General features: G+C 74.1%; 19 protein-coding genes. 12 read left to right on the top strand and 7 right to left on the bottom strand.

All coding sequences use genetic code 11. The features are described 5' to 3' along the window. Positions 1-143 precede the first annotated feature (143 nt). Entirely contained in the window at positions 144-1064 is a 921-nt protein-coding gene (locus ACFO4E_RS11895) for a phosphatidylinositol-specific phospholipase C (RefSeq protein ID WP_378573880.1), read from the bottom strand. Between the two features lie 508 nt (positions 1065-1572). Between ACFO4E_RS11895 and ACFO4E_RS11890 the strand changes: the two genes are divergently transcribed. Next, complete coding sequence (locus ACFO4E_RS11890; protein ID WP_378573879.1) at positions 1573-1854, top strand: hypothetical protein; 282 nt, start codon at positions 1573-1575, stop codon at positions 1852-1854. Between the two features lie 415 nt (positions 1855-2269). Here the strand turns inward: ACFO4E_RS11890 and ACFO4E_RS11885 are convergent, their stop codons facing one another. Beyond that, the gene (locus ACFO4E_RS11885) at positions 2270-3247 is read right to left on the bottom strand and encodes a dihydrodipicolinate synthase family protein (RefSeq protein ID WP_378573878.1); all 978 of its coding nucleotides are present in this window, start codon (positions 3245-3247) and stop codon (positions 2270-2272) included. A gap of 218 nt (positions 3248-3465) precedes the next feature. On the opposite strand from ACFO4E_RS11885, the gene ACFO4E_RS11880 reads away from it, so the two are divergent. Beyond that, positions 3466-3657, top strand: coding sequence for a hypothetical protein (locus ACFO4E_RS11880; protein ID WP_378573876.1), 192 nt, complete (start codon positions 3466-3468; stop codon positions 3655-3657). A 243-nt stretch (positions 3658-3900) separates the two neighbouring features. Here the strand turns inward: ACFO4E_RS11880 and ACFO4E_RS11875 are convergent, their stop codons facing one another. Together ACFO4E_RS11875 and ACFO4E_RS11870 are read right to left on the bottom strand one after the other, a co-directional pair. Continuing rightward, positions 3901-4431, bottom strand: coding sequence for an isochorismatase family protein (locus ACFO4E_RS11875; protein WP_378573875.1), 531 nt, complete (start codon positions 4429-4431; stop codon positions 3901-3903). A gap of 703 nt (positions 4432-5134) precedes the next feature. Further along, positions 5135-8221, bottom strand: coding sequence for a helix-turn-helix transcriptional regulator (locus ACFO4E_RS11870; protein WP_378573873.1), 3087 nt, complete (start codon positions 8219-8221; stop codon positions 5135-5137). A 115-nt stretch (positions 8222-8336) separates the two neighbouring features. Between ACFO4E_RS11870 and ACFO4E_RS11865 the strand changes: the two genes are divergently transcribed. The 4 genes from ACFO4E_RS11865 (at position 8337) to ACFO4E_RS11850 (ending at position 13592) form a co-directional block, all read left to right on the top strand. Then, entirely contained in the window at positions 8337-9011 is a 675-nt protein-coding gene (locus tag ACFO4E_RS11865; RefSeq protein WP_378573872.1) for an esterase/lipase family protein, read from the top strand. Between the two features lie 297 nt (positions 9012-9308). Continuing rightward, a complete protein-coding gene (locus ACFO4E_RS11860) occupies positions 9309-10073 on the top strand; it encodes a GNAT family N-acetyltransferase (RefSeq protein WP_378573870.1) in 765 nt (254 codons plus the stop codon). Positions 10074-10693: 620 nt separating this feature from the next. Beyond that, positions 10694-12646: an acyltransferase family protein gene (locus ACFO4E_RS11855; protein WP_378573868.1), complete on the top strand. Its 1953-nt coding sequence runs from the start codon at positions 10694-10696 to the stop codon at positions 12644-12646. 76 nt (positions 12647-12722) lie between these two features. Continuing rightward, a complete protein-coding gene (locus ACFO4E_RS11850; RefSeq protein WP_378573867.1) occupies positions 12723-13592 on the top strand; it encodes an SAM-dependent methyltransferase in 870 nt (289 codons plus the stop codon). 74 nt (positions 13593-13666) lie between these two features. Here ACFO4E_RS11850 and ACFO4E_RS11845 read toward each other — a convergent pair whose 3' ends face one another. Both ACFO4E_RS11845 and ACFO4E_RS11840 read right to left on the bottom strand, forming a co-directional pair. Next, positions 13667-14425 (bottom strand): response regulator, encoded by a 759-nt coding sequence (locus ACFO4E_RS11845; RefSeq protein WP_378573865.1) that lies wholly within the window; start codon positions 14423-14425, stop codon positions 13667-13669. A gap of 6 nt (positions 14426-14431) precedes the next feature. Further along, a complete protein-coding gene (locus ACFO4E_RS11840; protein WP_378573864.1) occupies positions 14432-16066 on the bottom strand; it encodes a sensor histidine kinase in 1635 nt (544 codons plus the stop codon). 328 nt (positions 16067-16394) lie between these two features. On the opposite strand from ACFO4E_RS11840, the gene ACFO4E_RS11835 reads away from it, so the two are divergent. The 3 genes from ACFO4E_RS11835 to ACFO4E_RS11825 are packed head-to-tail and all read left to right on the top strand — an operon-like array spanning position 16395 to position 19459. Next, positions 16395-17387 carry a Bug family tripartite tricarboxylate transporter substrate binding protein gene (locus ACFO4E_RS11835; protein WP_378573862.1) on the top strand — a complete coding sequence of 331 codons (993 nt, stop codon included), beginning with the start codon at positions 16395-16397 and terminating at the stop codon, positions 17385-17387. Beyond that, the gene (locus ACFO4E_RS11830; protein ID WP_378573860.1) at positions 17384-17920 is read left to right on the top strand and encodes a tripartite tricarboxylate transporter TctB family protein; all 537 of its coding nucleotides are present in this window, start codon (positions 17384-17386) and stop codon (positions 17918-17920) included. Before ACFO4E_RS11835 ends, ACFO4E_RS11830 begins: the two co-directional genes overlap by 4 nt. Before the next feature lie 3 nt (positions 17921-17923). Next, a complete protein-coding gene (locus ACFO4E_RS11825) occupies positions 17924-19459 on the top strand; it encodes a tripartite tricarboxylate transporter permease (protein ID WP_378573859.1) in 1536 nt (511 codons plus the stop codon). A 21-nt stretch (positions 19460-19480) separates the two neighbouring features. On the opposite strand, the gene ACFO4E_RS11820 is transcribed toward ACFO4E_RS11825, so the two are convergent. Next, positions 19481-19930, bottom strand: a complete 450-nt coding sequence (locus tag ACFO4E_RS11820; RefSeq protein WP_378573857.1) for an Lrp/AsnC family transcriptional regulator — start codon at positions 19928-19930, stop codon at positions 19481-19483. 133 nt (positions 19931-20063) lie between these two features. Here ACFO4E_RS11820 and ACFO4E_RS11815 point away from each other — a divergent pair, with 133 nt between their 5' ends. Genes ACFO4E_RS11815 through ACFO4E_RS11805 form a run of 3 tightly spaced genes read left to right on the top strand, consistent with a single transcriptional unit; the run spans position 20064 to position 23594 of the window. Further along, entirely contained in the window at positions 20064-21161 is a 1098-nt protein-coding gene (locus ACFO4E_RS11815; RefSeq protein ID WP_378573856.1) for a thiamine pyrophosphate-dependent enzyme, read from the top strand. A 1-nt stretch (position 21162) separates the two neighbouring features. Continuing rightward, positions 21163-22206 (top strand): alpha-ketoacid dehydrogenase subunit beta, encoded by a 1044-nt coding sequence (locus ACFO4E_RS11810; protein ID WP_378573854.1) that lies wholly within the window; start codon positions 21163-21165, stop codon positions 22204-22206. After that, a complete protein-coding gene (locus ACFO4E_RS11805) occupies positions 22203-23594 on the top strand; it encodes a dihydrolipoamide acetyltransferase family protein (RefSeq protein ID WP_378573852.1) in 1392 nt (463 codons plus the stop codon). Before ACFO4E_RS11810 ends, ACFO4E_RS11805 begins: the two co-directional genes overlap by 4 nt. The last annotated feature ends 47 nt before the right edge of the window (positions 23595-23641 follow it).

Genomic DNA, 23641 nt, shown 5'->3' with positions numbered 1-23641 from the left:
GGCGTCGCCGAAGCGCAGGAGCTGGCCGGCGAGGTCCGCCCCGCACACGCGGGGGTGAACCGGGCCCGGCGGTGTGGACCGCGCGCGACCTGGGATCCGCCCCGCATGCGCGGGGCGGACGGGGGCGGGGACGACTTCTTCGACTATGGGTTCTCGGCGAGGATCTCCTCGACGAGGCCCGGGCCGGGGTAGTCCGTCATGACCACGCCCGTGCGCGGCAGGTCGGTGTCACGCAGGTAGGCGAGGCCGTAGTCGTTGACGCCCCGGAACCCGAGGCCGCCCGCCGCGACCTGCATGGGGAAGGCGCCGAGCCCGGTCCCGCTGAAGTGGTTGACGTGCAGGACGCCGGCGGGGCCGCTCCGGGTGGCCTCGAAGTGGGAGCGGGCCTTGTCCCACTTGCCCGCGATGTCGAAGAGGGTGGGCACCTGGTACGCGTCCTGGATGGACATCCCCGCGCCCGCCCACGTGGGGCCGTAGACCGTGCCCGCTCCGTCGAAGTTCTGGAGGATGACGATCTTGCCGCGCACCTCGCCCAGGTCGGGGATCCGGGTGGCGGCCTGACCGCCCGACGGCGTCCAGATGTGGTCGCGCGCCAGCCCGGCCGTATCGGGGTTCTCCGTGAGGTACCAGTCGAGCGTCTCCTCGTAGGTGCGCGTGTTCTCCGCCGCGGTGTGCTCGGGCTTGATGCGCATGAGGACGGTCTCAGTGGGGTTCGCGCGCAGGAAGTCGGTGGTCTGCCGGAGCACATCGGTGAAGTTCGCGTTCAGGTAGACCGCGCCGTGGTGGATCGTGAACGCGTCCTTGAAGTGCCGCGTGCGGATGTCGAGCGCGCGCACCCCGGCGTCGAGTTGTTCGGGGAGCGGGCTCTCCTGGGTCTCGGCCAGCGGGGTGACGTCGCGCGCCATGGTGTCGTGGGTGCCGGGGATCGACAGCGCGGCGAGGCTGGTGTCGTCGCTGATCCCGGCCATCCAATCGGGGTTGCTGATGGCGCCGAGGTCGAAGCTGTGGCGGTCGTCGGCCAGCGCCGGCGCGGCGGGCGCCAGCGCGACGAGGACTCCGGCCATCAGCCCCGCGAACGCGGTGCGCGCGGGGCGCACGCGCGGGGGGCCGGATCGCGGGGAGGGTCGGTTCCGGGCGGGCACAGGGGGGACGCTCGTCAAGGACACGCTGCCGCACCTAACGCTGAGTTGTAGGGGGATCTCACTCCGCACAGCAGTATGCGCAACCGCGGCGCCGATCGCACGGGTCCCACCGCCCCACTCGTGTGCCGGATGTGGCCGCAGGGAACAGTGGACGCACCGGATCCGGCGTGTTAGGGCATGCGCCGGTGGGGCGGAAGGGACGGCGTGCGTCCCCCTATGACGGGTGCGGCCCGGTGGGGAGGATGACCCCGCGGGACGGCGTCGGCGACGGCGCAATCGCTCCGCGGCCGGGCCGCGGGCGCCGCGCGCCGGCGGAGCGACCAGGCCCGCCGCGGGCCCGCGGGACGCGCCGCGGACTGGCGGAAAGCCCGCCTGTGGCACAACCGGGCCTGGCAAGCTGGTGCGGCGAGAGACGAGCTAGGGAGCACGCATGGAGTGGCCGCCCAAGGACATGGAACGCAAGATCCTGACGGGTCTGGCCGAGGCACGCATCATCGAGTACCACAGCAGCGAGGAGACCGAGGCCGGGCGGGTGCACCACATCACCACGGTCACCGGTTACGAGATCCCGTTGAAGGACACGGAGGTCGCCCCGTTCGCGCTCGGTGCGTGCGCCGGCGACTACAACCGCAGCCTCGACTACGACGCGACCCCCTGTGATCTGGTGGACGGGCTGATCGCCGAACGGTGGGCGAGACAGGCACGCCACTGACCCCGCCGATCCGACCGCGGTCCCCCCTCGACCGCGCCGGGCACGGCGCACCGGCACCACGCAACGGCCCGCACCGCGCTCGCCGATCCCTCTCGACACCCGCGGCCCCATGGACGAACCCCCAAGGGCACGCGGGCCGCCTCCCGATCCCCCCGGGGCCGCCGCGCCCCGGCGATCCCCGCCGCGGTGCCGGTCCGGCGGCGCCCTCGGCCGCCGACGCGGCTCGCCGGAGCCGCCGCCGCACATGACCGGCCCACCACGGCGAATCCGCTCACGCGGCGAGGCCGCACAGCCGCGAATCGGGCGACTCCATCATCGGATGATCCCGCCCGGACGTCCCCGGAAGACAGCACCCCTCCGGCGGAGCACGGCGCTCCGGCACGCGCCGGTCCCGCCTCCCGCCGCCCGGCGCCCTCTATCCCCGGCTCGGGACCGAATGCCCGCCGGCCGACGTCATCGAGCCGCTCTGCCGCGGAACGGCCGCCGCCCCCTCGGCGGTGTCCAGGGCCTCCAGCGTCTCCAGTGCGGCGGCGACCGCGTCCTCGGTGGGCTGTACCAGCGGCAGGCGCACAGCGGGTGAAGGGATGCGGCCCTTTGCGTGCAGCACGGCCTTGAGGATGGTGGGGCTGGGCTCGCGGAAGAGGCTGCGGGACACGGTCGCCAGGCGGTGGCCCAGGCCGCGCGCGCCCGCGGCGTCGCCCTTGTGCCAGGCTTCGGCGAGGTCGGCGAATCCGGTGGTGTGCAGGTGCGCCGAGGCGAGGATGCCGCCCGCCGCGCCCATGGCCAGCAGCGGGGAGATGAAGATGTCGTCTCCCCCCAGGACAGCGAAGTCCTCGACGGGGCGGCCCAGCAGCTCGACGGTGTCCTTGTCGATGCCGCCGACCGCGTGCTTGACGCCGATGATCCGGTCCATCGCGGCGAGCCGGAGCATCGCCGCCGTACTCACGTGCTGTCCGGTGCGGTACGGGATGTTGTAGACGATCAGCGGCACGGGGCTGTGCGCGGCGACCTGCTCGAAGTGGGCGAGCACCCCCGCCTCGCCAGGGCGGACGTACTGCGGCACCGGGACCAGCAGCGCGGTGATCTCGGGCCGCTTGCGCAGGTCCCACACCTCGGCCACGGTCTTGCGGGTATCGCCGCCGCCCGCGCCGACGATGAGCGTTCTTCCCCGCTCCGCGCAGACCCGCGAGCACACGTCGAGCACGGCGGACTTCTCGTCGGGTTCGAGCATGCCGGATTCGGCGGTCGTCCCCAGCGCCACGATGCCGGCGGCGCGGTCGTCGAGCACCCGATGGGCGAGCGATTCCAGTGCGTCGAGCGCGATGCCGCCGTCGGCGTCGAACGGTGTGATCAGCGGGACGTGGATACCGTGCAGTGACGTGTGATCATTCATGCTTCGAGGCTGCACCAGAGGTCGGGGCAGGTCCAGCTCATCCCGGTGATGTCCTGCGCGATCCCGACGCCTCCCCCGCTGCGTCGATCCCCGGCGGCTGCGCGCGGGTGGCGCGATGCGGTGAAAGCGTCCTGTAGGCGGCAGGAAAGGCGCGGCTGGTTGGCTCGCCGCAAGCAGACCGACTCCGATCACACGGGTCTGATCACAGGGAGGTCCCGATGACGCTTTCCGGCAGGGCGGCCGCACTGGCCGTGATCGCCCCCGCGCTCATCCTCACCGCCGCGCCCGCGTCCGCCGGCGAGTGCGAGGAGGCGGTCGGGCGGACCGACGATGTCAACGAGTGCTTCTACAACGGCATGGCGCCGTCGCCGAGCGGGTGGGACCCCTACAGCTTCGGCCCAGGGGCCTGAGCACCGGATATCGGGCCGGATCCGGGAGGGGGCAGGACAGGGAGGACACGGCGCCGATGGGAGGGACGGTGCGGATGCGAGCGCCGCATTCCGTGCCGCCTCGCCTAACGGGGGCCGAGGCGGCACGGAATGCGGCCGGACGGCCCGACAAAGGCGTCGGGGTATGCGGCCGGAGGGCCGACCGGGCACGGCCGAGGTCGAACGGCGTGCCCGTCCCATGGAGCGTCGCGCCCCTCGCCCGTGTCAGGGCGAGCAGTCGAAGTGGATGGTGTCGGCATCGATGATCTTGGCGCCCGCGGCGCTGAGATCATCCTCGGTACCGGCCTCGATCACGGCGGCGCCGCCGGTCGTCCGGTCGTGGGTGGTGGTGTGGGCGCCGGAAGCGATGACGACATCGAATCCGCGGCGCAGCGCCGCGTGTCCGGTCGCGGCGATCCGGTCCTCGCTGCGCAGGCCCGCGACCACCAACCGGTGCACGCCGAGTTCCTGCAGGATCGAGGCGAGCCGGGTGCCGGAGAAGGCGTCGGGACCGGAGGCGCGGACCACCGGCTCCCAGGGGAGCACGCGGAAGACCGGCCCCCAACCGTGCGGGTGCGGCGCATCGGGTTGACCGGCCGGGTCGTCGTCGTGGACATGGACGGTGGGCGCCCCCGCGGCGCGCGCGTGGTCCAGGAGTGATCTCAGCGCGGGGGCGACGGAGGCGGCCCTGGGGATGGGGGTCTCCCCTTCGAGCATGTTGCGTTGCACATTGATGAGCAGCAGCGCGGTCGTCATGGCGCGATCGTCGCAGAACCCGGGCTACGCGGCGAGGGGCGGTCGAGAGCGGCCACACCACCCGCGCCCCGCCCGGCACCCGCCCGGACGACGGCCACCGCCCCGACGCGGGCCCGGTAGCTGGGCAGTGGTGTGAAAGGGTGTCCGTCAACGACACTGAACGCCGGACGCTCACCGGCGATACCCGCCCCCGGAACACGAGTGGTCGTGCACCGATTTCGCACCGCTCTAGAGAACTTCCGGACTCCGGCTGGTCCTCCCACCCAGGCCACCCCGCGAAAAGGGCCCGCGCACCAGCTCCACCGGAGCCGGACTCAGGGCTTTGTCCCGACCGCGGAGACGCCGACCGAGAGCACCTCGGAGGTAGCGTAATGTCGCCGCTCCAACCACCCACGACCACACACCCGAACGGTATTCGGCCGCCACAAACCCCCAGCTCACTCAGTGTCCGCCCCGCAGGCGCGGGGATGAACCGGAGACTCCCGATGATGCTAACCGCCTCGAAAGGTCCGCCCCGCAGGCGCGGGGATGAACCGCTGCGTGACCCATGCCTGATCTGCCCGTCCGTGTCCGCCCCGCAGGCGCGGGGATGAACCGGCGAAATCCTCCGCGAGGCCGAGATCGAGCTGGTCCGCCCCGCATTTGCGGGGATCCATCCGCGGTTCCGGCTGATCGCATCGCGAGCCGTGGGAGACGCCGTCCGTCACCCGTCTCGGCGGGTCATCAGGTGGGCCAGTTCCACTCGGGAGCGGATGCCGAGTTTGGTGAAGATGTTGCGGAGGTGGTGGTCGACGGTGCGGGGGCTGAGGTAGAGGCGGGCCGCTGCTTCCCTGTTCGTGGCGCCTTCTGCGACGAGGTGGGCGATCTGGAGTTGCTGAGGGCTCAGGGCCTCGTGGACGGCGTGGCCATCGGAACGCGCGGGTTCGCCGGTCGCGCGGAGTTCGGCGCGGGTCTGGCGGGCCCACGGCCGGGCGCCGACGCGCTCGAAGGTCTCCAGGGCCGCGTGCAGGTGGTCGCGGGCTTCCCGGGGGCGGCGGGCACGGCGCAGTGCGTTGCCGAGGAGTAGTTCGGTACGTGCCCGCTCCACATCCCAGTAGCCGCGTCGGTGCAGGCCCATGGCCTCGCCGAAGCGCGCCACCGCTTCCTCGACCCCTCCGCCGCTCCCCTGGTCTTCGATGCTGCTCCGGTCGTCGATGCCGCTCTCGCGGGTATCCAGGCCGCTTTCCCGGTCTCCTCGACACTTTCCTCGGTTTCCTCGGTCGCCGGACACCTGCTCGCCCGCGTCGTTGCCGGTCGTGCCGACGGTGTCCGCGGCCTCTCTTCTCCTCCCCCTTCCCGCCGCTCTCCTCCCTGAGGTCGATCCGCCCGGGTCGGCCTCGGCGAGCAGGCCGAGGCATCGCGCCGCCACCGCGCGGGTGCCCTCGCTCTCCGTCGCGTCGGCCCATGCCTGGAACGAGCGCAGCGACGACCGGGCGCGGGACGGGTCGCCGGTGCGGACGGCGGCTTCGATGTAGTCCGGGGTACTGAGGAGCCGCACGGCGATGTGGCCGCGTCCCGGGCCGGCCGAGGCCAGGGTGCGCAGCCGGATCGCGGCCTCCGCGGTCCGCCCTCCCGCGAGGTCCAGGCGGGCCAGCGCCCACGTCGCCAAGGCCGCCGGAAGCCCGAGGTCGTGGGCTGCGGCGAGGTCCAGCGCCGCAGCGGCGTGCGCGCGGCAGCCCTCCGCGTCGCCGGTCATCGCCGCGACCATCGCCAGGGCGGCCCGGTGGTGGCCCGCGCAGTTGTGCTGCCCGGTCTCCTCGGCCAGCTGCAACCCCTCGCGCGCGGCCTCGTCCACCTGGGCGAGCCGCCCCATCCACAGTTCGGCGTAGCACTGGTACTCCAGCGCCAGCGGGACGACCGAGAGCGCTCCGACCCGCCGCGCCGCCGCCACGGCGCGCGTCGTGAGGGTGTGGGCGCGCACGGGATCGCCCAGGAGCAGGCCGCTGACGCCGCCCCACACCAGCGCGGCCGGATCGCCCAGCCGTTCGGCGCCGGCGATGGCACGCTTCAAGGGGGCGATCGCATCGCGGTGGTCTCCGCGGAGCATGGCGGCCTTGCCCGCCACGAAGTCGAACATGATGCCGGTCTCGGCGGCGGTGTCGCCGGGCCGTCGCAGCGCGGCCATGCGGTCCGCGGTGGCGAAGTAGCGGGCGTGGTCGCCCGCCAGGCAGCTCGCCTCTCCCGCTTGGAGGAGGGCTCGCAAGGCGAGGTCGCGGCGGTGGGGCAGCAGGCGCTCGGCCGCCGCGCTCAGCGCCTCGTGGGCGTCGACGGCGATTCCGGCGCGCAGTTCGATGTCGCCGCGCAGCAGTTCGGCGCGGCCCAGCAGCTCGTCGGACTCACCGGGCCGTCGCGGCCCGCCGCCACCGACTCCCACGTCGTCGGTGTCACCCGGGTCGAGCGCGCGGACCCGGTCGAGGAGGACGCGGGCGCGGCGGGGCCCGCCCGAGAGCCAGGCGTCGCGTGCCGCCTCGGTCAGCCGGGCGGCGCGTGCCCCGGGGGCGGGGGTGAGTTCCCCGGCGCGTTCGAGGAATCGGGAGGAGACCGCGTAGCCGCTGCGGCCGCGCTCGCGCACCGCCACCTGCTCCAGTTCCGCCGCGCTGTCCTCATCGGCGTGCAGGGCGGTGGCGGCGCGGTGCCAGGCGGCGCGGACGGGGCGGCCGTGGGCGTCGAAGACATCGGCGAGCAGGACGTGGGCCGCGCGGCGGCCGGCGAGGCCGCCGCCGTCGTAGGCGGCGGAGCGGACGAGGGGGTGGCGGAAGACCACCGCGTCGTCGTGCACGTGGACGAGCCCGGCGTCCTCCGCGGGCTCCAGCGCCCCGACGTCGATCCCCATGCGCTGCGCGGCCAGCACGAGGAACGCGGGCTCGATCTCGGTGTCCTCCTCGGCCGCCGCCGTGATCAGCAGGAGTCGGCGCGTGTCGGCGGGCAGCCGGGCGATGGCGCCGGCGTGGGTGTGCCACAGCCGGCCGCGGGGCCGGAGGGTCCTCGGCAACGGCGCCTGCCCGGCCAGCTGGGTGGCGGAGAGCGAGGCTGCGAGTTCGACGGCGGCCTGCGGGTTGCCGCCGGCCGCCCCGGCCACGCGCCGCAGGACGGGTTCGCTCACCGTGGGGGCCGCGGCGGTCTCGGCGAGCTCTGCGAGAACGGCGCGTATGTCGTCGTCGCCGAGGCGGCTCAGGCGCAGCAGCGGCACGCCGGCGACCGGGAGGTCGTCGCCGTCGCGGCCGTCGCGCGCGGTGAAGACCAGCGCGGCGGGTTCGGTGTCGGCCCGGCGGGCGGCGAAGGCGAGGGCGTCCAGGGAGGCGGCGTCGAGGTGGTGGGCGTCGTCGACGCAGACGAGCAGCGGTGTCTCCCGGGCGGCCGCGGTGAGCAGCCCGAGCACGGCGACGGAGAGCAGGTAGGCGGTGCCGTGCGCCCCGGCGGTACCGGAGTCCAGGGTGCGGGTGAGGGCGTCGCGCTGCGCGGCGGGCAGTGCGGGGATCAGGTCGGTCAGGGGGCGCAGCAGCCGGTGCAGCCCGGCGTAGGGCAGGGCCGCCTCCGTGGGGACGCCGCGGATGGCCAGCGTGCGGACGTCGTCCGCTGTCGCGCGGAGGTGGTCCAGGAGCGCGGTCCTGCCGATGCCGGGCTCGCCCGTGACGAGCAGCGCGCCGCCGTGTCCGTCGCGCGCGGCGTCGAGGAGGGCTCCGGTGACGCCGAGCTCGCGGTCGCGGCCGAGGAGGCGCACGGGGGATGTGATCGGGGACACATCAGACACATGGGTAAGTTACCCGTCCGTAAAGTAACCGTAAACCCGACTGGCGATTTCACCGATGCGGCGGCCCGGCCGACCGGCTGAGACTGCTCCCGAATCCCCCGTTCGAGGAGCTGACATGCGTCGCATCGCCTCCCTGCTGTGCGGCCTGGCCGCCGCGGCGACCGCCCTGTCCCTCGCCCCCGCCGCGGCGGCCCAGGCGGCGGCGCCGGATCCGGTCGTGTTCGTGCACGGTTTCGCCGGGAAGGGCTCGCAGTGGTCCGCCATGCGGAATGACTTGCAGGACAACGGCTACCCCGCCGACCGGCTGCACGTGTTCACCTACAACTCCGCGCAATCCAACGCCACCACCGCCGGCGAACTCGCGGGCTTCGTCGACGACGTGCGGTCCGCCACCGGGGCCGCCAAGGTCGACATCGTCACCCACTCCATGGGCGGGCTGCCGTCCCGCTGGTACATCCGGTTCCTCGGCGGCACCGACACGGTGGACGACTGGGTCTCCATCGGCGGCCCCAACAACGGCACCAGGGTGGCCGGCCTGTGCTCGATCGCGCTGCCCGCCTGCCGGGAGATGGAGCAGGGGTCCTCGTTCCTGTCGGAGCTCAACGCCGGCGACCCCACGCCCGGCGGCGTCGCCTACACGACCTTCCGCTCCCCGTGCGACATCGTCATCTCGCCGGTGAGCAGCACGGTACTGGACGGAGCGACCAATAACCGGACGGGCTGCCTGGAGCACATCTCGATGATGTCCGATCGGGGCGTGATCGACGGCGTCCGCGCCGCGATCGCCTGATCCGCGCCGCCGAAGAGGACACCGCCCGAGACGATCGCCACCGCCACCGCGGCGGACGCGCCGCCCTCGCAGGCCGGGCCGCCCCTTATCCCCCGGGGGGCGGCCCTTATCGCCGCCTCGGGGCGGTGGCGTGCGCGCGGCCCGTCGCGCGCCCCACCGTCCCACTCCCGCGCGCGGCGGCCCACGGGGACGTATGGCAGGTTTCGGAACGCGGCTCCCTGCGAAGGGGGCCACTACCTATAGCTTGCCCGAGAGGGGATCCGACGCTGTCCGGTCGTAGAGGGAGTGTGCGTTTCGATGCCATCCGCCATGAACGGCGCGGAAGTGGTGCGGGGCCTTCAAGAGAGGGCGGCCCGGGCGCTTCCCGCGGCGCAGGTCGAGGACGCCGACGGATGGTGGCTGCGCCACGCCCCGGGCTGCTCCTGGTGGGTGGGGACGGTGCTGCCGCACGGCGGTGCCGGGCCGCGCGATCTGGCGGAGAGGATCACCAGGGCCGAGGGGTTCTACGCCGGCCGCCGCGCGAAGGCGCGGTTCCAGATCACCCCGACCGTGTGTCCCGACGGGCTCGACACGGTCCTGGCGGATCGCGGCTACCGCCGGGAGCGGACGGTGTCATTGCAGGCGGCACCGGTCGCACGCGTCGCCGCGAACGCGCCGGCGGGCGCCATCGAGATCCGGATCGACGACCATCCGGCGCGCGCGTGGTTCGAGACCGCGCACGCCCTGCACGGCGGCGACCCCTGCGCCGCGTGGCACATGCTCGACCGGGTGGACCGGCCGTGCGCGTTCGCGCGTGCGGTGGTCGGCGACGACGTCGTCGCCGTCGGCCGCGCCGTGGCCGACTCCGGCTGGGCGGGCGTGTTCGGTATGGCCACGGCCCCCGAGGCGCGGGGAAGGGGCGCGGGCCGCGAGGTGCTCACGGCCCTGGCCGGATGGGCCGCCACGCAGGGGGCCGACCGCATGTATCTCCAGGTCGAGCGGGACAACCTCCCGGCCGTCCGGCTGTATGAACGGGCGGGCTTCGGCGAGATCCACCGCTACCACTACCGCACCGCGGGCTGACCCGCCCACGCCGCGCCGAGGGAACGGCCGGCGGCACCGACCGAGCCGGCCGCGTGCCGTGCGGCCGTACCCGATCGGGTACCGGCGTCCACCGGCGCTGCCGCCTTCGCGACGCTCTCCACTCGTCCCCGTTGACCGCGAAACCGGGCTTCGGATCGAGCGGCGCCTCCGGAAGCACGGACGACGGCCGCACCGCGTCCGGCCGCGTCTCTGCGACCGTGACCGGTCGGGTGCCGGCGCCCGCCGGTGCCGCACTCCGTGCGGCACGCCGCTCCCGGAGGATTTTCGGTCTCATTTCCTCCGCTGAATCGGGCCGCCGAATCCAAGGGAACTACACGTCGCCGACTGGGGCGCACGGCCCTGTGGGGTGATGGTGCACGTCACCGGGTCGTGGTGGGCCCGGTGGCCGCTCGCTCTCCTGCGGTGGGGGCGCCCGGGGGCGTGGTGTCGTACTCTGCGAGACGACCGTTGGCCCCGTCCCCGCTCTTCGGTCGGTCCCGCCCCCCACCCTTCCAGGCGCAGCGTTGTCGGTCCTTCCCCAGAACACCGGCGGTCCCGCTCCATCGGCGGACGCCGCCCCGCCCGCCCCGTCCCCCCACCACAGGCCCGAAATCCAGGGGTTGCGGGCCGTCGCCGTGCTGCTCGTTGCCGCGTACCACATCTGGTTCGGCCGGGTCTCGGGCGGCGTCGACGTCTTCCTGCTCCTCACCGGCTTCCTGATCACCGGATCCCTGCTCCGGGGGGTGGAGCGCGACGGGCGGGTCCGCCCGGTCGCGTTCGTGACGCGGATGATCCGGCGGCTGTCCCCCGCCGCCGGCGCGGTGCTGGCGGCGGTGCTGGCGGGCTCGTGGCTGGTCCTGCCGCGGCCGGAATGGCGCGGCACGATCGCCGAGGTGGTGGCCTCGGCGCTCTACTACCAGAACTGGCGGCTGGCCGCGCACTCCGTGGACTACCTGGCGCGGGAGGGCGCGAGCGCCGTCCAGCACTTCTGGTCGCTGGCGGTGCAGGGCCAGTTCTACCTGGTGTGGCCGCTGCTGGTGGGCGCGGCCGCGCTGGCGGCGCGGCGCACCGGGCTCCCCCTGCGCCCCGTCTTGGCCGCCGCCCTGGCCGCGGTGTTCGCCGGGTCGCTGTGGTACTCGGTGTCCGTGACGGCGTCCGACCCGGAGTGGGCGTACTTCGACAGCGGCGCCCGGATGTGGGAGCCCGCCCTGGGCGGGCTCGTCGCGCTGCTGCCGCGCCGCCCGTTCCTGCCGGCCGGCGTGCGCGCGGTGCTGGGCTGGGCGGGCCTGGTGGCGCTCGCCGGCTGCGGGGTGCTGGTCGGCGGTTCCGCGGCGTTCCCCGGGTACGCGGCGCTGTGGCCGACCGGCGCCGCCGTGCTGGTGATCCTCGCGGGGACCACCGGCCTCCCCTGGGGTGCCGACCGCCTGCTCTCCTGGTCCCCGCTGGGCCGGGTGGGCGACCTCGCCTACCCGCTGTACCTGTGGCACTGGCCGCTGCTGGTCTTCCACCTGGAGATGACCGAGCAGGCCACGGCGGGCCCCCTCGGCGGGCTGGTGGTCCTCGGTGCGGCGGCCGCCCTGGCGTGGGCGACCGCGCGCCTGGCCGACGGCGGCGCGCTGCGGCTGGCCCCCGCACGGCCCTCCCCCGGGACCGCGCTCGCGGTCGGCGCGGTCTTCCTGACCCCGGCCCTGGTCCTCGCGGGATGCTGGCTGAGCGACCTCGACCGGCAGCGTGCGGCCGGCGACCGGGTGGCCGACGACCGGGGCCTGTACCCGGGGGCCGGGGCGGTCGCCGACCCCCGGGTGACCGAGACCCTGCCGGACCTGCCCGTCTACCCCGACCTGTCCGACCCCCGGGACATGTGGCTGACCCACGTGAACGGGTGCAACAGCGAGATCGAGGGCAGCGACGTCACCGTCTGCGCCTACGGTCCCGCCTCAGCCGAGCACAGCATCGCGCTGGTGGGCAACTCCCATGTCGGCCAGTGGTTCCCGGCGATGGAGGCCATCGCCGAGGCCAACGGGTGGCGGCTCTTCGTCATGACCAAGAACAGCTGCCGGTTCGGCTCGGGTGTGCAGTACCTGGGCGGCACCGCCTACACCGACTGCGGTGTGTGGAACGACAACGCCATGGCGGAACTCGCCGAGCTGCGCCCCGACGCGGTCTTCACCACCTCCACCACGACCGGGGCCGACGCGCCGGAAGAGGTGCCGGAGGGCTCGGTGGGACGCTGGCGCGAGCTCGCGGACATGGGGATCGACGTCGTGGCGATACGGGACACCCCGCGGCTGAGTTTCGATGCCCCCGAATGCGTGGACCGCCACGGTGCCGCCGGATGCGTGGAGCGGTCGTCCTACTCCATGGCGGCGGAGTCGCCGGTGCGGTCGCTGGAGGGCGCGCCCGGCAATGTGGACTTCATCGACATGACCGGCTACCTGTGCCCGGGCGGCCGCTGTCCGGTCGTGGTCGGCAACGTGCTGGTGATGTCGGACGACAACCACCTCACCGCCACGTACTCCCGAACTCTGGCCCCCCTGCTCAACGCCCAGGTGCGTGCCGCCACCGGCTGGTGAGCCGGGCGGGCGCGCCCGCCGCGGCCGGGGAACGACTCCATGTCCGAATTGCGGAGAGTGCCCGGAAGCTGATTCCATGTGCTCCGGCAGCGGCACCGACCCCCGTGCGGCGCACCGGATCGCAGAAGGAGACGGCACCGTGGACGGCCAGGGCCCCGCACCGGAGGGCGTCGACACCTCCGTTCCCAACGTCGCGCGCATGTACGACTACTACCTCGGCGGCAAGGACAACTTCGCCGTCGACCGCGCGGCGGCGCGCAAGATCGTCTCGATGGTCCCCGAGCTGCCCGCCACGGTGCGCGGCAACCGCGACTTCCTCGGCCGGGCGGTGCGCGACGCCGCCGGTTCCGGCATCCGGCAGTTCATCGACCTCGGCACCGGCCTGCCCACGCGCGACAACGTGCACGAGGTCGCGCTGGAGGCGTCGCCCGGTTCCCGCGTGGTCTACGTCGACTACGACCCCGTGGTGGTCTCCCACGGCGAAGCGCTGCTCGCCACCGCGCCCTCCGTCCGCATCATCGAGGCCGACCTGCGCCGGCCCCGGGAGATCCTGGATCACCCGGTGGTGCGCTCGCTCATCGACCTCGACGAGCCGGTGGCCGTGCTGCTCGCCGCCATCCTGCACTTCGTGCCCGATTCCGAGGACCCGCACGGGCTCGTGGCGCAGCTCCGCGACGCCATGGCACCGGGCAGCCGGCTGATCTTCTCCCACGGCCTGTCCGACCCCGGCCGCCCGGAGGCGACCAAGGGCTCGCGCGACGTCTACGCGAGCTCGTCCTCGCCGGTCAGCGACCGGTCCCGCGACGAGATCCTGCGCTTCCTCGACGGTTTCGAGATCCTGCCGCCGGGACTGGTGCCCGCGGCCGGCTGGCACCCCGGCGGGGTCAGGGAGGACCTGCCGCCCGGGAGCGAGCTCATCGTCGCGGCGGTCGGCCGCAAGCCCTGAGGCCCGTCCGGGCCGCCCGCCGCACACGGCAGGGGCCGCCCGCGGCGCGATGACCGGCACGGACGCCCTGCGGGTCAGCCCCGGGGCACCTGCCGGGAACGGTCGGCGGACACTGGGCGCGCCTGCACCGGCGCCCCCGCCTGCACCGGGCCGGCCCACCGGTAGCGCCGCTCCGGCCGGCCGGCCACGCCGTAGCGCGACCGCACCTCGGCCTCCCCGGCGTCCACGAGGTGCTCCAGATAGCGGCGCGCGCTCACCCGCGACAGCCCCACCAGCCGGCCGCACTCGGCGGCGGACAGCTCGCCGCGCGCGTCGCGCAGCGCGCGCCGCACGATGTCGCGGGTGCCGGCCGTCAGCCCCTTGGGCATGGCCGGCGCGGGCGTGTACCCGCCCGGCGCGCCGGTGAACACGCGGTCGAGCTCCGCCTGCCCGATCTCGGGAGTCGCGGACAGCCGCCGGTCGAGCCGGCGGTAGCGGTCCAGCCGCTCCCACAGCGCCTCATGGGTGAACGGCTTGATCAGGTAGTCGACGATCCCGCCGCGCATCGCGGTGCGGATCGTTCCGACGTCGCGGGCCGCGCTGACCACGATGGCGTCCACCGGCGGCCCGGGCAGCGCGCGCAGCCGCCGCAGCACCTCCAGCCCGCTGATGTCGGGCAGGTAGATGTCGAGCAGCACCAGCTCGGGCCGCAGCTCCTCGGCCATGCGCACGGCGCTCGCGCCGTTGTGCGCCTCGCCGACCACGGTGAAGTCCGCGAACCGCTCGACCAGTTCGCGGTTGACCCTGGCCACCATGAAGTCGTCGTCGACGACCAGCACCCGGATGTCGCCCATCGCCCGTCATCCCTCCCTCGCGCCCGCGGAACCCGCTGCGGCCCCCGCGGCCGTCGCCGGCAGCCGGGCGGTGAACAGCGCCCCGCCGTCGCTGCGGACCGACACCGACCCGCCGCGCCGCCGGCAGATCAGCCGGATGATCGCCAGTCCGAGGCCGCGCGGGTCGCCGTCGGCCGCCTCCTTGGTGGTGACCCCTTGGCGGAAGATGGCGTCGCCGAGACCGTCGGCGATGCCGGGGCCGGTGTCGCCCACGGTGACCCGTGCGCCGCCGCCGTCGCGGCTCACCTCGACGCGGACGGTGCCGCCGCCCTCGGGGCGCAGTGCGTCGAACGCGTTGTCGATGAGGTTGCCGGTCACGGTGACGAGGTCGGCGGAGAGGTCGGGGTCGACCTCGGGGAGGTCGCTGGTGGGCGCGATCTCCAGCAGCACTCCGCGTTCCGACGCCATCGCCGCCTTGGCGATCAGCAGCGCGGCGAGCGACGGGTCGCGCACGTGCTCGGTGATGTCGGTCGTCAGCCGCTCGTGTGCGCGCGCCGTGCGGGTGACGAACTGCTCGACCTCATCGTAGTGTCCCAGGACGACGAGTCCGGCGATCGTGTGCAGGCGGTTGGAGAACTCGTGCGCCTGGGCGCGGAGCGCGTCCGTGGTGTGGCGCGTGACGTCGAGTTCGCGCCGCAGCTCCACCAGTTCGGTGCGGTCGCGCAGGGTGGTGACCGAGCCGATCCGCTCGCCTCGCGAGGTCATGGGCATCCGGTTGAGCGTGAGGACGCGGTCGGCGAGCAGGACGACCTGCTCCGCGCCCTCGCCGCCGCCCGCGAGGACGCCGTAGAGCTCGGCGTCCAGGCCGAGGCCGGCGAGCGGGCGTCCGACGCAGTCCGGCGGCAGCCCGAGCAGGCCGACGGCCTGGTCGTTGGCCAGGGTGACGCGGTCGTCGAGGTCGAGGCCGAGCACGCCCTCCTTGACACCGTGGAGCATGGCCTCGCGCTGCTCGACCGTCGCCGCGATCTGGCGCGGCTCCATGCCCAGCGTCTGGCGCTTGATCCGGGAGGCCAGGAGCAGTGACCCGAGCACGCCCAGCCCGCCGGCGGCGCCGAGGTAGATCAGCAGGTACGGCGCCGCGCTGTCGACCGGCTCCCACCAGCCGGGGCGCCCGTCGCCCACGGTGACCAGGCCGACCAGGCGCCCGCTGTCGTCGAAGACCGGCGCGTGCGCGACCAGCACGGGTTCGGCGTCGGGCTCCGACGGGTGCGGCGGTGCGGCGCCGATCCAGGACCGGCCGGTGAGCGCGGTGCTCTCGCCGATGTCGAGGCGTCGGCCGATGTCGGCGGAGTCGTCCGAGGCCAGGACGACGCCGTTCTCGTCGGCGATGGCGATGTCGGTGAGGCCCGTGATATCGCGGGTGGTCTGCACGGTGCCGGCCAGGGGCGAGGCGAGCATCTGGGCGAGCCCGAGGCGGACAGCGGGCAGCGCGCCGACCTGCTCGGCGATGGCCTGGAACCGGCGGCCCTCGACCTCCTCGAACCGGCCGTGGCTCTGGGCGACCGGGATGGCCGCCACCGCGGCCAGGACGCAGACCATGATGCCGAGCTGGAACACCAGGAACTGCCCTGCGAGCGACCATCGCCGCCGCTGACCTGCCATGACACCTCACCCGGTCCGTGCGCGGGGGTATGCCACGAACGATCACACACCGCCGCGTCCGTGGCGAGTGCTCTCCCGCGATTGTCAACCATGTCGTTATGTACACAACGACCGAAATCATTTTTAACTTCGCAATAGTGACATGGGCCACAGTGATCTTCAGTATCGGCTCCGTATCCCACCTCGTCCGGTGGGCCGCCGCCCGGGCAACGGACTCATCCCTTCCGCCCCGGGGAGCCCCCTCCCACCTCCCTCCCCAACGGGGAGGGGGCGCGTCGGCCCGCCGGATCCCGTGCCTCCGGCACGGAGCACAGTCAGGACGATCACCATGGCGAAGAGGTTCTTCCCGACCGCACTCCCCGCGCTCGTCTCAGCGCTGGCCCTGGCCTCGCTCACCGCGTGCGGCGGCGCCCCGTCCGGCGGCGCCGACGCCCCCTTCTCCGGCCTGCGCATCATGGTCCCCAACGCGCCCGGCGGCGGCTACGACGTCACCGCGCGCACCGCGGCGACGGCCATGGAGGACGCCGGCGCCGCCCGCAACGTGGAGGTGTTCAACCTCCCCGGCGCCGGCGGAACGGTCGGGCTGGCCCGGCTCGTCAGCGAGGAGGGCAACGGCGAGCTGATGATGAGCATGGGGCTGGGCGTGGTCGGCGCCTCCTTCACCAACGACACCGACGCGACCCTCGGCGACACCACCCCCATCGCGCGGCTCACCGAGGAGCCCGACGTCATCGTGGTCGGCGCCGACTCCGAGTACGAGGACTTCGCCGACCTCCTCGCGGCGTGGCGGGACGACCCCGGCGGCGTCACCGTCGGCGGCGGTTCCTCGCCGGGCGGCCCCGACCACCTCGCGCCGATGCTCACCGCCGAGGCCGCCGGGATCACCCCCGCCGACGTCAACTACGTCGCCTACGACGGCGGCGGCGAACTGCTGGCGGCCGTCCTGGGCGGGCAGATCGACTTCGGGGTGTCCGGCGCCGCCGAGTACGCCGACCAGATCGAATCCGGCGACCTGCGCGTCCTCGCCGTCACGAGCGCCGACCCGGTGGAGGGGCTGGACGCCCCCACCCTCCAAGAGGAGGGGCTGGAGGTCGACTTCACCAACTGGCGGGGACTGGTCGCGCCGCCCGGCCTGAGCGACGAGGACGACCAGGCACTGCGCGACCTCGTCGACGAGCTGCAGGCGAGCGATGAGTGGCAGGAGGTCCTGGCGACCAACGGCTGGACCGACGCCTACCTCACCGGCGACGACTTCGGCGCGTTCCTCGCCGAGGAGACCGACCGGGTCGACGGGGTGCTGACCGAACTGGGCCTGGAGTGAGCGCGCGGACCGCGCCCGGCGCCCCCGCGGCGGCCGGGCCCGCCGCCCCCTGGCATCGGGGCAAGGCCGAACTGGGCGTGTGCGTCTTCCTGTACGTGCTGGCGGCGCTGGTCCTCGTCGACGCCGCCGGCCTCGACGCCGGGCCCGCCCAGCGCGGGCCGGTGGGCCCGGCCGCGGTGCCCGTGGGCGTGGGGATACTGCTCCTGGCCGTCGCAACGCTGCTCACCGTGGACGTCCTGCGCGGCGGCCGCGGGAGCGCCGACACCGGCGAGGACGTCGACCCGTCGGCCCGCACCGATTGGCGCACGGTCGTGCTGCTGATCGCGGCGTTCCTGGCCAACGCCGCGCTGATCGACACGGCCGGCTGGATCATCTCCGGCGCCGTCCTGTTCTGGGGGTCGGCGTTCGCGCTGGGCAGCCGGCACTGGGTCCGCGACCCCCTCATCGCCGTGGCGATGTCGCTGGGCAGCCATTTCCTCTTCAGCGCGCTGGGCGTGTGGCTGCCGGCCGGCCCGTTCACGGGGGTGCTCTAGGCGATGGACACCGTCACCAGCCTCATCGAGGGGTTCGGCACCGCGCTCACCCCGGTCAACCTGCTCTACGCCCTGATCGGGGTGGCGCTGGGCACCGCAATCGGCGTGCTCCCCGGCATCGGCCCGGCGATGGCGGTGGCGCTGCTGCTGCCGCTCACCTTCGAGCTCGAACCGATCGGCGCCTTCATCATGTTCGCCGGCATCTACTACGGCGGCATGTACGGCGGCTCGACGACATCGATCCTGATCAACACGCCGGGAGAGGCGGCGTCGGTGATCACCGCGGTCGAGGGCAACCGCATGGCCAAGCGCGGCCGCGCCGCGCAGGCCCTGGCCACGGCCGCCATCGGCTCGTTCATCGCGGGGACCATCGGCACGCTGATGCTGGTGTTCTTCGCGCCCGTGATGGTGGGCCTGGCCCTGACCTTCGGTGCCGACGACTACTTCGCGGTGATGCTGCTCGCCTTCGTCGCCGCCTGCTCGGTCATGGGGGCATCGCGCGTGCGGGGGTTCGCCTCGCTCGGCATCGGCCTGACCATCGGCCTGATCGGCATGGACCCCACCACAGGGCAGTCGCGGCTCGCGTTCGGCATCCCGCAACTGGCCGACGGGATCGACGTGGTCGTCGTCGCCGTCGGCATCTTCGCGGTCGGCGAGGCGCTGTGGGTGGCCTCGCGCCTGCGCCGCACGCCGCCCGAGGTGGTGCCGATCGGGCGGGTCTGGATGGGCAGGGAGGACTGGCGGCGGTCGTGGAAGCCGTGGCTGCGCGGCAGCTTCATCGGGTTCCCGTTCGGCGCGCTGCCGGCCGGCGGGTCGGAGCTGCCCACCTTCCTCTCCTACATGCTGGAGCGGCGGCTGTCGAAGAACCGGGCGGAGTTCGGCAACGGGGCCATCGAGGGCGTGGCCGGGCCCGAGGCCACCAACAACTCCTCGGCGGCTGGCGTGCTCGTGCCGATGCTCACGCTCGGCCTGCCCACCACGGCGGTGTCGGCGGTGATGCTCTCGGCCTTCCAGCAATACGGGCTGCAACCCGGTCCGCTGCTGTTCGAACGCGAGCCCGAGCTCGTATGGGGGCTGATCGCGAGCCTGTTCATCGGCAACACGATGCTGCTGGCGCTGAACCTGCCCCTGGCGCCGTTGTGGGCGCGGCTGCTGCGCATCCCGCGCCCCTACCTCTACGCCGGGATCCTGTTCTTCGCCAGCATCGGCATGTACGCGGTCGGCTCCTCGGCGCTGGACCTGGTCCTGCTGCTGATCCTCGGCCTGCTGGGCTTCGCGATCCGCCGGTTCGGCCTGCCGATCATCCCGCTGATCATCGGGGTGATCCTGGGGCCGATGGCCGAGCTCCAGCTCCGCCGCGCCCTCCAGCTCAGCAACGGCGACCTCGCCGGCCTGGTCACCTCGCCGCTGAGCATCGCGATCTACGCCGCCATCGCGCTGTTCCTGGCCTGGCCGGCGGTCCGGTCCGCGCTGCGGGCGCTGCGCGGCCGCCCCGCCTCCTCCCCGGAGCCCGCCCGCGAGCGCGACGGGGTGTCCTGAGACCGCGCCGCCCGGACCGGGTCAGTCCCCCCGGCCCAGGCGGGGCTCGTCCAGGATGAACATGGTCTGGGTGCTGCGGACCTCGGGGATGCGCTGGAGGCGTTCGAGGACGAAGGTCCGCAGGTCGGCGGCGTCGGCCACGCGCACCAGCAGGAGCAGGTCGACGTCGCCCGAGACCAGGGCGGCGTGGTCGATCTCGGGGATGTCGCGCAGGTGGTCACGGAACCTCTCCCAGGAGTGCTGGAGGATGCGCACCGATACGTAGGCGGCCAGGCCGGTGCCGAACTTCTCGGGGTCGATGACCGCGGTGAACCCGCGGATCACCCCCTGCGCGCGCAACCGGTCCAGCCGCGCGTAGGCGTTGGCGCGGGAGACGTGGGCCTGCTCGGCGACCGCGCGGATCGACATCCGGCCGTCGGCCCGCAGCAGCCCGATGATGCGCCGGTCCACGTCGTCGAGATCGACGGCCACGTGTCTCACCTCACACCGGACGGACGCCGGGCCGGGTGGGCATTCTGCCGACCTCGCGGCGGATACCGGCCATTCGTCCACGGTCCCTCGGATCTTATGGACACTATGGGGTGATCCACCTCATATTCAAGACATGAAGCGCAGCGACGACCGGCCACGACCGGTTCCCGCACTTCCCACCCTGGAACCGATCCGCCTCGTCGACCCCGACGGCACCCGCGTGCCCGACCCCGACCACAGCGCACCGGGCCACGACACCCTCCTGGCGATGCTGCGGGCGATGGTCATCGGGCGGCGCTTCGACCGCCAGGCGAGCGCGCTGACCCGCCAGGGCCGGCTCGCGGTCTACCCCTCCTCCCACGGCCAGGAGGCGTGCCAGGTCGGGGGTGTCCTCGCCCTCGCGGACGACGACTGGCTCTTCCCCACCTACCGCGACTGCGTCGCGCTGGTCACCCGCGGCGTCGACCCGCTCGGCGTCCTCACCCTGCTGCGCGGCGACTGGCACCACGGCTACGACCCCCACCGCCACCGGTGCGCGCCCCAGTGCACCCCGCTGGCGACCAACGCCTCCCACGCCGTCGGCCTCACCTACGCCGCGCGGCGCCGGGGAGAGGACACCGCCGCGCTCGTCCTGATGGGCGACGGCGCCACCAGCGAGGGCGACGCGCACGAGGCCTACAACTTCGCCGCCGTGTGGAACGCGCCCGTGGTCTTCCTCATCCAGAACAACCACTGGGCCATCAGCGTGCCGGTGCACAAGCAGAGCGCCGCCCCGACCCTGGCGCACAAGGCGATCGGGTACGGGATCCGCGGCCACCACGTCGACGGCAACGACGCCGCCGCGGTCCATTCCGTTGTGGCGCGGGCGCTGGCCGAGGCCCGGGCGGGCGGGGGGCCGGCGATCATCGAGGCGCAGACCTACCGGCTCGACCCGCACACCAACTCCGACGCGCCGCAGCGCTACCGCGACGACGCCGAGGTGGAGTCCTGGCGGCGGCGCGACCCCGTCTCCCGGCTCGAAGCGCTGCTGCGCGCCGAAGGCGTCGTCGACGACACCGCGATGGAGCGCATCGGCGCCGACGCCGAACGCCTGGCCGCCGCGGTGCGCGACGGCCTGTCCGGGGAGGACCGCCTCGATCCCGCGGAGCTGTTCGCCCACGTCTACGCCGAACCCACCGAACTGCTCAAGCGCGAACGCGGGGCGCTGCTCGACGAGATCCGGGAGGGGTGAGATGGCCGAGGTCTCCATGGCCCAGGCGCTCAACCGCGCCTTGCGCGACGCGCTCGCCGAGGACCCCACTGTCGTCGTCTACGGCGAGGACGTCGGCCCGCTGGGCGGCGTCTTCCGGGTCACCGACGGCCTCACCGCCGAGTTCGGCGAGGACCGGTGCTTCGACTCCCCGCTCGCGGAGTCGGGGATCGTGGGCACGGCCGTGGGCATGGCGATGAACGGGCTGCGCCCGGTGGTGGAGCTCCAGTTCGACGCCTTCGCCCTGCCGGCGTTCGAGCAGGTCGTCTCGCACGTGGCGAAGATGCGCAACCGCACCCGCGGCCGGGTCTCGCTGCCGATGGTCATCCGCATCCCCTACGGCGGCGGTATCGGGGCGGTGGAGCACCACGGCGACTCCTCCGAGGCGTACTACACGCACACCCCCGGCCTGACCGTCGTCACCCCGGGCACGCCGGCCGACGCCTACTCCCTGCTGCGCGAGGCGGTCTCCTCCCCCGACCCGGTGGTGTTCCTGGAGCCGAAGCGCCGCTACTGGAGCCGGGCCGAGCTGGACCTGCCCGCCCGGACCGCGCCCATGGACCGCGCGGTGGTCCGGCGCGAAGGCTCCGACGCGACCCTGATCGCCTACGGCCCGATGGTCGAGACCGCGCTGGAGGCCGCGGACGCCGCGCACGGGGAGGGCCGTTCGCTGGAGGTGGTGGACCTGCGGTCGCTGTCGCCGTTCGACGACGCCACCGTGTGCGCCTCCGTGCGCCGCACCGGGCGGGCCGTGGTGGTGCACGAGGCCGCCACGTTCGGCGGGTACGGCGGGGAGGTCGCGGCGCGCGTCACCGAGCAGTGCTTCCACTACCTGGAGGCCCCGGTGCTGCGCGTGGGCGGCCTGGACATCCCCTATCCGCCGCCCAAGCTGGAGCACCACCACCTGCCGGGGGTCGACCGCATCCTCGACGCCGTCGACCGCCTCCAGTGGGAGGCGGGCTGGGTGCCCGACACCGTTCCGCCGGGGGTCGCGGGCTCCGCTGCCGGATCCGGGGGGCGGGCGTGAGCGGCGACGGCGCGGTGCGCGGCTTCCTCCTGCCCGACCTCGGCGAAGGGCTCACCGAGGCGGAGATCCTGACCTGGCTGGTGGCCGTGGGAGACACCGTGGCGGTCGACCAGCCCGTGGCCGAGGTCGAGACCGCGAAGGCGGCGGTGGAGGTGCCCTGCCCGTTCGCCGGGACGGTCGCCGCCCTGCACGGCGCACCCGGCGACTCCGTCGCCGTGGGGGCGCCCCTGATCAGCATCGACACCGCCCCGAGCGGGGCCGCGGCCCAGTTCACCGAGCCGGGCGCGGTGGTCCCCGCCGCCCGCCCCGCAACCGGGGCCGAACCCGCGGGGGCCGGCAACGGCCGGTCCGCCGCGCACGGGGCCCGCCAGGGTTCCGGTGCCGTCCTCGTCGGATACGGCACCGGCGAGGGGGCGCGCGGCCGCCAGGGCCGGCGGCGGCGCTCCCGCGCAGCGGAGGGGCCGCGGACAACGGCGTCCGCGGCTCCGTCCGCGCCTCCGGCTCAGGCGCGCGGAGACCTGCGGACACCGGTGGTCTCGCCGCTGGTACGCCGCCTGGCGCGCCAGCACGGGATCGACGTCACGGCGCTGGCGGGCAGCGGCGGGAGCGGGCTCGTGCTGCGCCGCGACGTCGAAGCCGCGGTCGCGGCGGGCCGTGTGCCCGCCCCGGATCCGGCCCCCGCCGGCGCACAGGACGGCGGCGAGCGCATCCCGCTGCGCGGCGCGCGGCGCACCGCCGCCGAGCGGCTGGCACGGTCGCGCCGGGAGATCCCCGAGGCCACGGTCTGGGTCGACGCCGACGCCTCAGGGCTGCTCGACCTGCGCGCGACGCTGAACGCCGCGGACCCCGCTCGGCCGGTGGGGATTCTCGCGCTGATCGCCCGGTTCTGCCTCCTGGGCCTGCGGCGGTACCCGTCGCTGAACGCCCGGGTCGACTCCGGGCGTTCGGAGCTGGTGCGGTTCGCCCACGTGAACCTGGGGTTCGCGGCGCAGACGCCGCGGGGACTGGTGGTGCCGGTGCTGCGCGGCGCGCACGCCCTGACGACCCGCGAGCTGGCCGCGGAGCTGAACCGGGCCACCGCGCGGGCGCGCGAAGGAACGCTGCCCCCCGGGGACCTCACGGGCGGGACGTTCACGGTCAACAACTACGGCGTGTTCGGGGTGGACGGCTCCGCGGCGATCATCAACCACCCCGAGGCCGCGATCGTGGGGGTGGGCCGGATCGTGAAACGGCCGTGGGTGGTCGGGGACCTGGTCGCGGTGCGACCGGTCGTGGAGCTGACGCTCGCGTTCGACCACCGGGTGTGCGACGGCGAGGAGGCGGGCGGCTTCCTGCGGTTCGTCGCCGACTGCGTGGAGCGGCCGGGCATCGCGCTGGGCGACCTCTGATCGGTGGCCGCCGGCACCGGGCCGGCGGCGTTCGGGGCCCGGGGCCC

It is taken from the genome of Nocardiopsis mangrovi (assembly GCF_042653925.1).
Classification (GTDB): Bacteria; Actinomycetota; Actinomycetes; order Streptosporangiales; family Streptosporangiaceae; genus Nocardiopsis_B; species Nocardiopsis_B mangrovi.
The sequence above is the reverse complement of the archived record's forward strand: the minus strand, read 5'-3'. Positions and strand labels throughout refer to the sequence as shown.

What these genes read in the sequence shown, in the direction of transcription:
- ACFO4E_RS11860 (WP_378573870.1), top strand. Translation starts at nt 9,309, where the DNA reads ATGCCATCCGCCATGAACGGCGCGGAAGTGGTGCGGGGCCTTCAAGAG.
- ACFO4E_RS11825 (WP_378573859.1), top strand. Translation starts at nt 17,924, where the DNA reads ATGGACACCGTCACCAGCCTCATCGAGGGGTTCGGCACCGCGCTCACC.
- ACFO4E_RS11865 (WP_378573872.1), top strand. Translation starts at nt 8,337, where the DNA reads ATGCGTCGCATCGCCTCCCTGCTGTGCGGCCTGGCCGCCGCGGCGACC.
- ACFO4E_RS11810 (WP_378573854.1), top strand. Translation starts at nt 21,163, where the DNA reads ATGGCCGAGGTCTCCATGGCCCAGGCGCTCAACCGCGCCTTGCGCGAC.
- ACFO4E_RS11895 (WP_378573880.1), bottom strand. Translation starts at nt 1,064, where the DNA reads ATGGCCGGAGTCCTCGTCGCGCTGGCGCCCGCCGCGCCGGCGCTGGCC.
- ACFO4E_RS11875 (WP_378573875.1), bottom strand. Translation starts at nt 4,431, where the DNA reads ATGACGACCGCGCTGCTGCTCATCAATGTGCAACGCAACATGCTCGAA.
- ACFO4E_RS11840 (WP_378573864.1), bottom strand. Translation starts at nt 16,066, where the DNA reads ATGGCAGGTCAGCGGCGGCGATGGTCGCTCGCAGGGCAGTTCCTGGTG.
- ACFO4E_RS11890 (WP_378573879.1), top strand. Translation starts at nt 1,573, where the DNA reads ATGGAGTGGCCGCCCAAGGACATGGAACGCAAGATCCTGACGGGTCTG.
- ACFO4E_RS11815 (WP_378573856.1), top strand. Translation starts at nt 20,064, where the DNA reads ATGAAGCGCAGCGACGACCGGCCACGACCGGTTCCCGCACTTCCCACC.
- ACFO4E_RS11880 (WP_378573876.1), top strand. Translation starts at nt 3,466, where the DNA reads ATGACGCTTTCCGGCAGGGCGGCCGCACTGGCCGTGATCGCCCCCGCG.
- ACFO4E_RS11850 (WP_378573867.1), top strand. Translation starts at nt 12,723, where the DNA reads ATGTGCTCCGGCAGCGGCACCGACCCCCGTGCGGCGCACCGGATCGCA.
- ACFO4E_RS11845 (WP_378573865.1), bottom strand. Translation starts at nt 14,425, where the DNA reads ATGGGCGACATCCGGGTGCTGGTCGTCGACGACGACTTCATGGTGGCC.
- ACFO4E_RS11835 (WP_378573862.1), top strand. Translation starts at nt 16,395, where the DNA reads ATGGCGAAGAGGTTCTTCCCGACCGCACTCCCCGCGCTCGTCTCAGCG.
- ACFO4E_RS11885 (WP_378573878.1), bottom strand. Translation starts at nt 3,247, where the DNA reads ATGAATGATCACACGTCACTGCACGGTATCCACGTCCCGCTGATCACA.